At 62.0% G+C, this 11,887-nt stretch carries 12 protein-coding genes; 4 read left to right on the top strand and 8 right to left on the bottom strand.

Features of this window, described 5'->3' with window-relative positions; translation table 11 throughout:
• Positions 1 to 116 precede the first annotated feature (116 nt).
• The 4 genes from otnK to G9X67_RS31895 all read right to left on the bottom strand — a co-directional run bounded on the left by otnK (position 117) and on the right by G9X67_RS31895 (position 4,624).
• On the bottom strand, positions 117 to 1,397 hold the full coding sequence (gene otnK, locus G9X67_RS31910; protein WP_171600539.1) for a 3-oxo-tetronate kinase: 1,281 nt from the start codon (positions 1,395 to 1,397) through the stop codon (positions 117 to 119).
• A 3-nt stretch (positions 1,398 to 1,400) separates the two neighbouring features.
• Positions 1,401 to 2,177 carry a 2-oxo-tetronate isomerase gene (otnI, locus tag G9X67_RS31905; protein ID WP_171600538.1) on the bottom strand — a complete coding sequence of 259 codons (777 nt, stop codon included), beginning with the start codon at positions 2,175 to 2,177 and terminating at the stop codon, positions 1,401 to 1,403.
• 14 nt (positions 2,178 to 2,191) lie between these two features.
• Complete coding sequence (gene ltnD / locus G9X67_RS31900; protein WP_171600537.1) at positions 2,192 to 3,136, bottom strand: L-threonate dehydrogenase; 945 nt, start codon at positions 3,134 to 3,136, stop codon at positions 2,192 to 2,194.
• A 171-nt stretch (positions 3,137 to 3,307) separates the two neighbouring features.
• Positions 3,308 to 4,624 (bottom strand): MFS transporter, encoded by a 1,317-nt coding sequence (locus G9X67_RS31895; RefSeq protein ID WP_171600536.1) that lies wholly within the window; start codon positions 4,622 to 4,624, stop codon positions 3,308 to 3,310.
• Between the two features lie 241 nt (positions 4,625 to 4,865).
• On the opposite strand from G9X67_RS31895, the gene G9X67_RS31890 reads away from it, so the two are divergent.
• From G9X67_RS31890 to G9X67_RS31875, 4 genes are all read left to right on the top strand, one after another.
• Entirely contained in the window at positions 4,866 to 5,864 is a 999-nt protein-coding gene (locus tag G9X67_RS31890; RefSeq protein WP_138332534.1) for a LacI family DNA-binding transcriptional regulator, read from the top strand.
• Positions 5,865 to 5,880: 16 nt separating this feature from the next.
• Positions 5,881 to 6,555 carry an aldolase gene (locus tag G9X67_RS31885; protein ID WP_017956779.1) on the top strand — a complete coding sequence of 225 codons (675 nt, stop codon included), beginning with the start codon at positions 5,881 to 5,883 and terminating at the stop codon, positions 6,553 to 6,555.
• A 171-nt stretch (positions 6,556 to 6,726) separates the two neighbouring features.
• The gene (locus tag G9X67_RS31880; RefSeq protein ID WP_024319620.1) at positions 6,727 to 7,395 is read left to right on the top strand and encodes a haloacid dehalogenase type II; all 669 of its coding nucleotides are present in this window, start codon (positions 6,727 to 6,729) and stop codon (positions 7,393 to 7,395) included.
• 13 nt (positions 7,396 to 7,408) lie between these two features.
• The gene (locus G9X67_RS31875; RefSeq protein ID WP_171600535.1) at positions 7,409 to 8,683 is read left to right on the top strand and encodes an FAD-binding oxidoreductase; all 1,275 of its coding nucleotides are present in this window, start codon (positions 7,409 to 7,411) and stop codon (positions 8,681 to 8,683) included.
• Between the two features lie 77 nt (positions 8,684 to 8,760).
• Here the strand turns inward: G9X67_RS31875 and G9X67_RS31870 are convergent, their stop codons facing one another.
• The 4 genes from G9X67_RS31870 to G9X67_RS35470 all read right to left on the bottom strand — a co-directional run bounded on the left by G9X67_RS31870 (position 8,761) and on the right by G9X67_RS35470 (position 11,828).
• Positions 8,761 to 9,066 carry a DUF982 domain-containing protein gene (locus G9X67_RS31870; RefSeq protein WP_138332541.1) on the bottom strand — a complete coding sequence of 102 codons (306 nt, stop codon included), beginning with the start codon at positions 9,064 to 9,066 and terminating at the stop codon, positions 8,761 to 8,763.
• Positions 9,067 to 9,177: 111 nt separating this feature from the next.
• Entirely contained in the window at positions 9,178 to 9,399 is a 222-nt protein-coding gene (locus G9X67_RS31865; RefSeq protein ID WP_171600588.1) for a hypothetical protein, read from the bottom strand.
• 9 nt (positions 9,400 to 9,408) lie between these two features.
• Entirely contained in the window at positions 9,409 to 10,350 is a 942-nt protein-coding gene (locus G9X67_RS31860) for a ThiF family adenylyltransferase (protein WP_171600534.1), read from the bottom strand.
• Entirely contained in the window at positions 10,347 to 11,828 is a 1,482-nt protein-coding gene (locus G9X67_RS35470) for an HEXXH motif-containing putative peptide modification protein (RefSeq protein ID WP_348649132.1), read from the bottom strand. Before G9X67_RS35470 ends, G9X67_RS31860 begins: the two co-directional genes overlap by 4 nt.
• Positions 11,829 to 11,887: the final 59 nt, after the last annotated feature.

The raw sequence follows: 11,887 nt of genomic DNA, 5'->3' as shown, positions 1-11,887 counted from the left end.
CGCCGGCGGGCAGATCGTCTGAAGGCCATGGTTCAGGCAGTATCTTATGGCTTTGCTATCATCGGCCACCGCATCTTATGCTAGAACCGACCGATGTTCATCGGATCCAGATCCTGTCAGTGCATCATCGCCAGTGCTGCCGCAAAGAAGTCTTCGCCTCCGAAGTTTCCTGATTTCAACGCCAGAAGCATATCGCCCTGGGCATTGCCGACCGTGCGTAGCACCGGCACGCCGGGCGCAATCTCCGGGCCGATCAGAAATGCCGGAATGGCAAGCCTGTCGACCGCGGCGCCTGAGGTTTCGCCGCCCGCGACCACAAGCCGCCGCACGCCCCTCTCCACCAGTTCGGCTGTGATGATCGACGTCGCGGTCTCGATCGCGTGGCCGGAGGCTTCCCGTCCATAGAGCGATTGCAGCCGGGACACGGTTTCAGGCGAAGCACTCGCAGCGACCACGACGGGGCCGGCGGAGATGCGGTCCCCGGCCCAGGAAATCGCCGCGGCGATCTCATCCGGACCGGCAAGCAGCCGCTCCGGGTCGAGCCGCAGGACGGGCATCGACCGTTCGGCGACGTCGAGCTGGTGGAGCGTCGCCTTCGAGCAACTGCCGGCAACGATCGCGGAAAGCCCGCCCACGGGGCGAATGGCGTCCGTCGTCGGTGCTCCGGCGGAGGATATCCGGCCGGAGCGGACGAGCGCGCGGGCCAGGCCGAGGCCGAGGCCGGACGCACCGGTGGACACCGGTGTTTCCAACGCGACTTCGCCGAGCGTTTCAAGATCGCGTTCGAAAATCGCATCGGCGATAACAGTGGTGATGCCTGCCGTGCGCAGGCCGTCAAGCCTCGCCTTGACGGCATCAGGTCCGGCCGCGATGGCTGTGAGATCGATCAGCCCGACGGCATTGCGCGACTGGCGGGTCAGAACCCGCACGAGATTGGCGTCATGCATCGGATTGAGGGGGTGGTCCTTGAGCGGGCTTTCGTTCAGCGGCTGTCCGCCGACGAAGAGATGGCCGAGATAGACGGTGCGTCCCGTTTCCGGAAAGGCGGGTGTCGCCAGCACGCCGCCGCCGCCGGCCGCCTCGCTCAAGGCCTCGGTGACCGGACCGATATTGCCGGCATCGGTGGAATCGAAGGTCGAGCAAATCTTGTAAAGCACATGGCCGGCACCCCGCTGGCGTAGCCATCGCTCGGCGCTCGCCGCCGCCGTCACGGCGTCCGAGGCGGGGACGGAGCGGATCTTCAGGGAGATGACCACGGCGTCGACATCCGGCAGTGCCAGCGACGGATCAGGGATGCCGACCGTCTGCACCGTGCGCAGACCGTTCTTCGTCAGCGTGTTGGCGAGGTCGGAGGCGCCCGTATAGTCGTCAGCGATTGATCCGAGCAAAATAGCCATCGTCTAGCTCCGTGCAAAAGGTTTGAACCAGCCAAGACCGTCCAGTGTGTGGCCGCGCGGGATGTATTCGCAGCCGACGAAACCGTCATAAGCCAGGCGGTCGATTTCGCCGAACAGATAGGGATAGTTCAGTTCCTCCCCATCCGGTTCGTTGCGTGACGGCACGCTGGCGATCTGGATATGGCCGGTGATCGGCAGCAGGCGTCGCAATGCCATGGTGACGTCGCCATGGATGATCTGACGGTGATAGATGTCGAACTGGAGCTTCAGGTTCGGCAGATCGCATTCGGCAATCAGCCGCTCGGCGGCGCCGAAATCGTTGAGGAAATATCCTGGCATGTTGCGCCCGTTGATCGGCTCGAGCAGCAGATCGATGCCTTTTTCCGCAAGCCGCCCGGCAGCATAGGTGACGGAGCGCCGATAAGCGGAGGAGGCGTCTTCGTCGTGACGGTCGGCGATGCCTGCCATCAGGTGCAACCGCCTGACGCCCGTTGCCGCCGCATAGTCCAGTGCCCGCTCGACATCCTCTTTCAGCGCATCGAACCGTCCTGGAAGAGCGGCGATGCCACGTTCGCCTGCTGCCCAGTCGCCCGGCGGCAGGTTGAACAAGGCCTGCTGCAGATTGTTGCGCGCAAGCCGTTCGGCGATTGCCTCCGGCGTGGCTTCGTAGGGGAAGAGATATTCGACGGCGGCAAACCCGGCATCGGCTGCGGCGTCGAAGCGGTCGAGGAACGCCCATTCGTTGAACATCATCGTCAGGTTGGCGGCGAAAACCGGCATATCTAGCGTTCCTTTTACAGGCTCTGCGGCTCTTTGGTGGAGCTGGGCAATTCAGCGCCGGAAAGCTTGGCATAGAGCCGCGCCAGCGAGGAATCGTCGTCACGGCCCATGCCCGCCCCGGAGGCGGCCAGATACATCTGCAGGGCTGCTGCCGCGAGCGGTACGGGATAACGCTCGGAGCGGGCCATGTCCTGGACGATACCGAGATCCTTGACGAAAATCTCGATGCTGCTGAGCGGAGTATAGTCTCCGGCCAGCACATGCGGCACGCGGTTTTCGAACATCCAGGAATTGCCGGCCGATGCCGTGATCACCTCATAGACCTTGTCGAGGTCGAGGCCCTGCTTGGCGGCAAAGGTTATGGCCTCACAGGCGGCCGCGATGTGCACACCGGCGAGAAGCTGGTTGATCATCTTGAAGGCCGCGCCTTTTCCGGCCTCGTCGCCAAGCTCGTAGACCTTGGCGGCCATGGCGTCGAGACCCGGGCGCGCCGTATCGAAGGCCTGTCTGGAACCGGAAGCCATGATCGTCAGTTCGCCACGCGCCGCCTTGGCCGCGCCGCCCGAAATCGGCGCGTCGAGATAATGCAGGCCGAGGGCCTCCGTCCGCTGTGCCAGACCGCGCGCGACGGCGGGATCCATGGTGGCCGACGAGATGAAGACGGCACCGGGCTTCATCGCACGCGCGACGCCTTCAGGCCCGAACAGCACGGCCTCGGTCTGCGCGCCGTTGACGACCACGGAGACGACGATGTCGGCATCCTTTGCCGCATCGGCGGGGGTCGCCGCGCCCCGTCCGCCGTCGGCGACGAAGCGGTCCACTGCCGCCGGCGTGATGTCATATCCAACGACGTCGAGACCGGCGCGCTTCATCGACCGGGCCATCCCAAGCCCCATCGAACCAAGACCGATGACGGCTGCGACAACGGCCGAGCCCGAGTTTTCAGCAAGCGGTGGCATGAGGAGGTTCTCCAGTCTTGTGAGGAAAGGTCTGCGCCCCTCCGGGTGCCATCCCGGGGGGGCTTTAGAGCGCCGTGCGTCTACAAGACGCGCTAAGGACGCTCTAACATTTTGAATTTGCGCATAATCCTTTCCGAAAATCGATTCCGATTTTCGGGGTTATGCGCGAGTTCAGCGATTGACGCTTTTCGCCGGAACCGTCAACACGGCCAGCGAACCAATGACCAAGGCAGCCGCCAACAGGTACATGCCGGCGCTGTTGGTGCCGGTGACGTCTTTGAGATAGCCTACCAGAAACGGCCCGAGAAACCCGGCGAGATTGCCGACCGAATTGATCCAGGCAATGCCGGCCGCAGCGCCCGTGCCAGCGAGAAAAGCCGTCGGAAGCGACCAGAACAGCGGCGCGCAGCTGATGGCGCCGGCGGCAGCCAGCGAGAGGCAGACAATCGAGACCGTCGTGCTCGTCGCCATCGTCGCCGCGACGAAACCACCGGCGGCGATGAAGGCCGGGACGACGAGGTGCCAGCGGCGTTCGCGCAGCCTGTCGGCGGAACGTCCGAGCGCCAGCATCACGACGAATGTGCAGATATAGGGGATTGCAGAAATCAGGCCGATATTGAGGTTTCCGTTGACGCCCGAGGCCTTGACGATCGTCGGCATCCAGAAATTCAGGCCATATTGCCCGAGCACGAAGCAGAAATAGATCAGGCACATCAGCCAGACGCGGCGGTCGGTCAGCGTTGCGCCGATGCTGTGCGGGCTTGCTGTCTTGGCCCGGTTCTCCGCCTCGATATTGGCCGTCAGCACGCGTTTTTCCTCATCGCTCAGCCATTTCGCGCCCTGGATCGTATCATCAAGGTAGAAGAACGTCGCAACGCCGAAAAGAATAGCCGGAATGGCTTCGATCAGGAACATCCACTGCCAGCCGGAAAGTCCGTGCGTGCCGTGGAAACTGTCCATCAGGAGACCCGAAAGCGGATTGCCGAAAATGGCGGATATCGGGATCGCCGACATGAAGGTGGTGATGATCCTGGCGCGGCGATGGGCTGGATACCAAGTGGTCAGATAAAGAATGATGCCGGGAAAAAATCCGGCTTCGGCAACGCCCAGCAGGAAACGCAGGATATAGAAGACGGTTTCCGACGAGGTGAACATGAAGGCGGCGGAAATGATGCCCCAGGTGACCATGATGCGGGCGATCCACACCCGCGCGCCAACCTTGTTCATGATGATGTTGCTCGGCACTTCAAACAGAAAATAGCCGATGAAGAAAATGCCTGCGCCGATGCCATAGGCGGCTTCCGAGAGGCCGAGTTCGCTCGACATCTGCAGCTTGGCGAAGCCGACATTGACGCGGTCGAGATAGGCGACCACGTAGCACAGCATCAAAAAGGGTACGATGCGCCAGAATACCTTGCCATAGGCACGGTCTTCGAGCGTCTGGGCGGGATGTGCGCCAACAACTGGCGCCTGCGTCTGCAGCGTCATGATTTTCTCCTCCGATTGTTGCCGCCGTCTCCTTGAGATCCTACCGCGGCACGCCATGCCGTTTTTTGGCAGCGCTGCCATTATCATTAATCCATTTTGGCAGCGCTGCCAACGGTAAATTGGTAGCGCTGCCAAAAAAACCTTGCTTCTTGGCGGGAGCGGTGAAAAATGGGGGGCAGAGCGGTGGTCATCGGGCGGGCAGGCCGGGCAACCACCTCAACAGTCGGGTTCAAACGTAACGATGGAATTCAAACATCAGGCGACGGTGACGCTTGCCGAGGTCGCGGAAGCCGCCGGTGTTGGCGAGAGCACGGTGTCGCGCGTACTGCGTAACCACGGTTCGTTTTCCGGCAAGACGCGCGAGCGGGTGATGGCCGCCGTCGAGCGGCTGGGCTATGTGCCGAACCGGATTGCGGGAACGCTGGCCTCCACCGGTTCGCGTCTTGTGGCCTTCGTCATTCCCTCGCTGTCCAACATCGTCTTTCCCGATGTGCTGCGCGGCGCCAGTGCCGTTCTGGAGGAGAACCGGTATCAGGCGGTCTTCTCCGTGACCGACTATGATCCGGGCAAGGAGGAAGCGCTCGCCGCCGCGATGCTTGCCTGGCGGCCGGCGGCGGTCATGCTGGCGGGATGCGAGCATACCGAGGGCACGGTGAAGATGCTGCGCGCCAGCGGGTGCCGGGTCGTCGAACTGCTCGATCTGGACGGCGATGCTCTCGATATCGCGGTCGGTTTCTCGAACCGCGCGGCCGGGCGGGAGAGCGCTGCATTCCTGCTGAAGCGGGGCTATCGCCGGATCGGCTATGTCGGCCACGACCTGAACCGCGATACCCGTGCCGGCAAGCGGTTTTCCAGCTTTTGCGAAACGCTCGCTGCGCATGACGCCCCCCTCGTCGCCCGCGAGATTCTCCCAGGCGCTTCGTCCGTGGAAAATGGCAGGCTGGGGCTGGAGCGGCTGCTTGCCCGGACGACCGATCTCGATGCGGTTTATTTCTCCAATGACGACATGGCGCTGGGCGGCTATTTTCACTGTCTGGCTAAGGGAATCGCGATCCCCTCGAAGCTCGCCATTTTCGGCTATAACGGCCTCGATATCGGCCGGGCAACACCGCAACCACTGTCGACCATCCGAACGCCGCGCGTCGCGACCGGGGAGATCGCCGCGCAACTGGTCGTCACCAATGCGCCGCCACAGGCCGTCGATCTCGGCTTTGAATTGATCGAAGGGGCAACCGCCTAATATTGGAGGAACTGTCATGTCCGACGCGCGCCTGCGTGAGGAAATCTGCCGATACGGCCGCTCGCTGTTCGAACGCGGGCTGACGCCCGGTTCGTCGGGCAACATATCGTTACGGCTGGAGGATGGCGGCTGGCTGGTCACGCCGACCAACGCCTCGCTGGGCTTTCTCGACCCGGCACGGATCTCCAGGCTCGATGCCGAAGGCCGGCTCCTGTCCGGCGACAAGCCGACCAAGGAAATTCCGCTGCACACTGCCCTTTACGATACGCGCGGCAGCGCCCGCGCAATCGTCCATCTTCACTCTACCCACGCGGTGGCACTGACCATGCTGCCGGAGATCGATCCGCGCGCCGCCCTGCCGCCGATGACGCCATATTATCTGATGCGCGCCGGCGAAACCGCGCTGGTGCCTTATTATCGTCCCGGCGATCCGGCGGTGGCCGACGCCATCCGCGGGCTGGCGGGCAAGTATTCGTCGGTGCTGCTGGCCAATCACGGACCTGTTGTCGCCGGCGACAGCCTGGAGGCGGCGGTCTTTGCGACCGAGGAACTGGAGGAAACGGCGAAGCTCTATCTGCTTTTGCGCAACCTCAATCCCCGTTTCCTCAGCCCGGCGCAGGTGGCCGATCTCGTCAACACCTTCGGCCTCGACCTCCCGTCGCATCACGATCACGATCACGACGGCGATTGAATGCGTCATTCCGCCGGCCATTAACCGCGGGCAAGCGCGCAACCTTCTGCCAAACCCTGCTTTCGATACGATAGATTCTGCTTCCGATGGCGGCAATTCAGGCGAGCTGTGGGTGAAGCGGTGCCTATGATTGTGACACGTCCCCAGTTCCGATCGCTCAAGGATACGCAGATGACGACGTTCCGTCCGAAATACATCACCTTCGACTGCTACGGCACGCTGACCAACTTTCAGATGGCGGAAGCGGCGCGCGACCTCTACGGCGAAGAGCTCGACGAGCCACGTATGGCGGAGTTCATCAAGAATTTCGCCGCCTATCGGCTCGACGAGATCCTGGGCGACTGGAAACCCTATGCCGAGGTCGTACACAATTCGCTCGAGCGGACATGCAAGCGCAACGGCGTGACATTTCGCGACGAAGCCGCCCGGATGATCTATGAGCGGGTTCCGACCTGGGGGCCGCATTCGGACGTTCCGGCCGGTCTCGCCAAGGTCGCCAAGGAAATCCCTTTGGTCATCCTCTCCAACGCCATGAATTCGCAGATCATGTCGAACGTCGAAAAACTGGGCGCGCCCTTCCATGCGGTCTATACCGCCGAGCAGGCTCAGTCTTATAAGCCACGCTTCAAGGGCTTTGAATATATGCTCGATATGCTGGGCTGCGGGCCGGAAGACGTGCTGCATTGCTCGTCCTCCTTCCGCTACGACCTGATGTCGGCCCACGATCTCGGCATCAAGAACAAGGTTTGGGTCAATCGTGGCCACGAGCCGGCTAATCCCTATTACGGTTATGTCGAAATCCCTGACATCTCGGGCCTGCCTGGAGTCGTCGGGCTCTGACGGAGACACGCGGATGCAGTTCGAATCCTACTGGCACAACACCGCCCAGCCCTTTGCCGGCGGCGCTCAAGGCCCCGTCGAAGGACATTACGACGTCGCCGTCATCGGCGCCGGCTTTACCGGGCTTGCCGCGGCGCGCCAGCTTGCGAAAACGGGCGTCAAGGTCGTCGTGCTGGAGGCCGAACGGGTCGGCTGGGGGGCATCGGGGCGCAATGGCGGACATCTCAACAACGGGCTCGCCCACAGTTTCCTCTCCGCCAAATCAGCACTCGGCGTGGAGCGAGCCGTCGCCCTCTACAAGGCGTTCGACGATTCCATCGACACGATCGAGGCGATCATCGCCGAAGAGGGGATCGACTGCAATTTCCGCCGCGCCGGAAAGCTAAAGCTTGCCTCCAAGCCGCAGCATTTCGATGCCCTTGCCCGCAATTTCGAGGCTGTTCACAGAGAGGTCGATCCGGACACGGCGCTTCTGACGGCGAGTGACCTGAAAAGCGAGGTTGGGTCGCCCTTCCATGGCGCCATGCTCTCGAAGAAGAGCGCGATGATGCATATGGGCCGCTATGTCGCGGGGCTCGCCGCTGCGGCCACCCGTCACGGTGCCGCCATCTTCGAAAAGGCCTCCGTGACCGCGCACCGGCAGGGCAACGGTCGCCACAGCCTTGAGACCGCACGCGGCACCGTCACCGCAGATCACGTCCTGGTCGCGACAGGCGCCTATACGCCGTCGCTCTTTAATTATTTCCGCCGCCGGATCATTTCCGTCGGCAGCTTTCTGATCGCGACCCGTCCGCTGACCGACGCCGAAATCGCGGCTACGATGCCGGGTAACCGGACCTGCGTCACGTCGATGAACATCGGCAACTATTTCCGGCTGTCGCCGGACAAGCGGCTGATCTTCGGCGGTCGCGCGCGGTTTTCCGCCACATCGGATCAGCGCTCGGACGCAAGGAGCGGCGACATTCTCCGCGCCAGCCTGGCTGAAATCTTCCCGCAGCTTGCTGGCGTCGAAATCGACTACTGCTGGGGCGGGCTCGTCGATATGACCAAGGACCGCTATCCGCGCGCCGGCTATGTCGATGGTGTCTGGTATGCCATGGGTTATTCCGGCCACGGCGCCCAGCTCTCCACCCATCTCGGCATGATCATGGCCGACGCCATCCTCGGCAAGGCCGACCGTAATCCGATCAAGGGGCTCGAATGGCCGGCCGTTCCCGGCCATTTCGGAAAGCCGTGGTTCCTGCCGCTCGTCGGGCTCTATTACAAGACGCTTGATCGCTTCCAGTAACGGACCGGATCAGTCCGATTGCAGCCGAAACGGCTCGATGGGGGCAGGATTGAGATGAGCACCTGCGCGGAGTTCAACTATCTGGCCTCGCTGACTGGATAGATCCTGAGAATCCCAAGGCGGTTATCAGTCGTGATCGCTGCAATACCCGCTTCATATGCGGCGCGGACGATTGCCTCATGCAATTGCTCGGGTTCGCTCTCTCCGGTAAGGACCTCCAAACAGATTCTCACCGCCGTGAGGAATTCCTCACCATCGTCGGTGGGCCATTCCTTCAGCAACAGTTGGGCAGCCTCGTGAGCGGTACGGATCACCTTGCGATCTTTCCCTTCGGCAAAAACAAGAATTATCGTTGGGAACTTTCTCAACATATCGAATCTCATTGCCCCTGAACTCCGCGGGATGGCCAGTGCCAATGCCGGGTCATGGTTCGGACCGAGATTGGCCACACATGCTCGTCAACCATCTTCCGCGTCGTTTCGACAATCACGTGCCTATCCTCCGGTTGGTGGGAAGGAGGATTTCGCTAGATTGGCTTTTAGCTCGCGGGCTGCCGCCTCAAGGAGTCGCTTGAATTCTTCGGAGGTCACGCCATCCGCGCGCATCACGATGGCGATCAGTGGATCACGAAGAGCTTCGGTTATCGTCAGCTCATCGTTCTTTCCGGCAGTTGCGCCAACGGAGCAACAATATTCCGAGGAAAATAGCGCGATCATGGACATACCTTACATTCGGGGTGTTTTAACAGAGTGCAGCTCGGCTTGATCGCCTTTGAGGTCCAATAGCCATTGGCGTCCCCGGGCGACCGAGTGTCTCGAAAGGCAGTTTTGGGCGATCTGCGACACCGCAAGGCCGGCGACCAATAGGTTGTCGACGGTGACCGGCGGGGTGCGAAAGCTGCCGTCGGTTGCGACTTGGGTGGCGCAATGGCAGACGGAACATGCGTCCTCATGCACCAAGACCAAAGGACCTGCCATGCAATAGTTTGCGGAGCGGCCGACATGCAGATGCGGCGGCAGGCCGGCTTTCAATGCTCGGCAGGCCGACAGCAGATCTTGGGCTCGACGAGAATCGTCGCCGGCGAAAATGAAGAACGGGTTATTAGCGTAGTCTGCGATTAACCGCAGCGCCGAGGCGCCTTCCGCAAATTCCGGCAGTACGAAGACATTGGCCGAGAAACCCGCGGCCAGATGGGTCGCCAGCCTGTCCGTCTTCAGCCAGCCGAGATCAGCCTCGCTTGCCCATGGGAGACGGTTCAAGTTGTTCTCATCGATACGATCCGCATCCACGAGAAGGAAATGGCGCGCGCCGAGGGCCGCAAGCTGGATGGCGATCTGTGAGCCCAAGTCGCAGCATCCGATGATGACGAAGTCGATATCGCCAAACCGTGCGATGTCGCGTTGCCGATGGAGAGGCGTCAGGATTGCGTCGTGGTGATCGATTGCGGCGGAGTCATATTCGTCCTCCGCCGGCTCGGAAGCCTTCAACGAGACGACGAATGCAGACCGGGTAACATGGGGGCTCTGTTCCTCGACAGAATCGGCACTATTGCCGGTGAACAGAGCCCCCCGGCCGCCCCGCCCAAGGCTGTGGGTGACGAGGTTTGGGAAGTCGACGGACGCGGTGGCGGTCGCCGATAATCGTTTGGACCGATCATTGACCATCACATCGCCTCCATCTCGCTGGGCGCAACTCCGCGGATCGTCGCGGCGTAGTGACCGTAATCCTCGCCCATCGCATGGTCGGGGGTCTTCACAATCACGTGGAATTTGCCGTCGTACCAGAGGCTGAGATTGTCGCCGCTGTCATCGATCTCTCGCCGGCCCATCCGAGGATCGATCGGCTCCTTGCCGCGCAGCAGCATCTGTCCGATATCCCAGGCTTGGCGATCGAGAACTCGCTGGCGCTCGGCAAGATGCGCCTGCCGGTGCGCAATGGGTTCTTCGGCAAGCAACTGGCTGACGAGGAACAAGATCCGACTGCTCCAGGAAGGAATGGCGGCGATGTCTGGGAGGTCGAGGAGGACATCGCCGCCGAGACGTTCGATACCTTTCCGAGCGATGTCGATAAGCGGCACTTGCCGCGCGGCATAGGCGATTATGAATGCCGCTTTACGGGAGCGGCGCTCAGGATCCGCCTCGGTGGATAGGCATGCCATGCGCAAGGCGCACTCCCAGGGAATGGTGTAGGCCGTATGCAGGATGCTCTCGAGCGTCTGTAAGTCCTTCTTGTATGGGGAAACATATTGGAACTCGCCGGGCAGGGATGCCGCCGCCGAGGTCGTATAGAACCCGAGCAGGATATTCCCCGCCTCATGAAGCAGTTGGGCCGCTGTCGCGGCATGATCGCCGGCGCGCAATCTCTCTCTGGAAAGGACGATGAGCGCGCTGCCCGGCAATTCGTTCGAACTCGAAAAGGAGCACTGCGGTTCGCGCCGCACGCCAACGCAAAGCGTGTGCAGGCCGGCGATCAGACGCTGATGGCCGTACTCGTCCAAGTCCGCGATCAATGCGAAGGCCTTCTCCAGATGGTCGGCGATTCGATCCAATTCCGCATCGTCGGTGATCGGATAGCCGGGCCGGGGATAATCCGGCATGCATTGGCGGAGGAGGGCTTGCATGATACGGCTTCGCGCCGGACTTTCGATGTGCACGAGGCCGATGCCGCAAGAGAGCCGGCACGCTGTCTGACGTTCGAGTTCAAGATCCGATGCGATCAGATCCGGCTGCAGATAGCGGCCGACGACCTGCACATCGGGGCGGGCTGCCTGCCATTCCAGACTGCGCGCGAGCGCACCCATCCAGGCTGCAAGTACGGATGAACGGTAGGGGTCGGCGCCGACCGGTCCGGCAACCGCTGGCGGAAGCTCCGGTAGGCGAGTGTATCCGCCATCTGCAAGGTCGGGGAAATAACCTGACAGTGCCTCTACCCCAGCCGAACAACCGGCGAGCTTCGAAGCCGCCGCAAGCGTGCGGCCATATTGGAAGCGTCGCTTCAAAAGGTTGCGTGTTGCCACGCGCTGCAGGGAGACGGAACTTGCCATCAGGGGATTGCGCTTGAGCAGGAGGCGCGCCTCATCTGCCAACTGTTGTATGCGTGACGCGGACATCGGCAGCCTCCGTGAGTTTGTCTTCGGGCGGATCAAGGTTGCATCTCAGGCAAGAATGCCGGAGTTCGGGCCGGCTTCGTCGAGTATCGGAACGG

The sequence above is a fragment of the Rhizobium sp. WYCCWR 11152 genome, from assembly GCF_013087615.1.
Taxonomy (GTDB): Bacteria; Pseudomonadota; Alphaproteobacteria; order Rhizobiales; family Rhizobiaceae; genus Rhizobium; species Rhizobium indicum.
The sequence above is the reverse complement of the archived record's forward strand: the minus strand, read 5'-3'. Positions and strand labels throughout refer to the sequence as shown.

Coding starts and splice junctions, on each gene's coding strand:
- otnK (WP_171600539.1), bottom strand. CDS start 1,397: ATGGCTATTTTGCTCGGATCAATCGCTGACGACTATACGGGCGCCTCC.
- otnI (WP_171600538.1), bottom strand. CDS start 2,177: ATGCCGGTTTTCGCCGCCAACCTGACGATGATGTTCAACGAATGGGCG.
- ltnD (WP_171600537.1), bottom strand. CDS start 3,136: ATGCCACCGCTTGCTGAAAACTCGGGCTCGGCCGTTGTCGCAGCCGTC.
- G9X67_RS31895 (WP_171600536.1), bottom strand. CDS start 4,624: ATGACGCTGCAGACGCAGGCGCCAGTTGTTGGCGCACATCCCGCCCAG.
- G9X67_RS31890 (WP_138332534.1), top strand. CDS start 4,866: ATGGAATTCAAACATCAGGCGACGGTGACGCTTGCCGAGGTCGCGGAA.
- G9X67_RS31885 (WP_017956779.1), top strand. CDS start 5,881: ATGTCCGACGCGCGCCTGCGTGAGGAAATCTGCCGATACGGCCGCTCG.
- G9X67_RS31880 (WP_024319620.1), top strand. CDS start 6,727: ATGACGACGTTCCGTCCGAAATACATCACCTTCGACTGCTACGGCACG.
- G9X67_RS31875 (WP_171600535.1), top strand. CDS start 7,409: ATGCAGTTCGAATCCTACTGGCACAACACCGCCCAGCCCTTTGCCGGC.
- G9X67_RS31870 (WP_138332541.1), bottom strand. CDS start 9,066: ATGAGATTCGATATGTTGAGAAAGTTCCCAACGATAATTCTTGTTTTT.
- G9X67_RS31865 (WP_171600588.1), bottom strand. CDS start 9,399: ATGATCGCGCTATTTTCCTCGGAATATTGTTGCTCCGTTGGCGCAACT.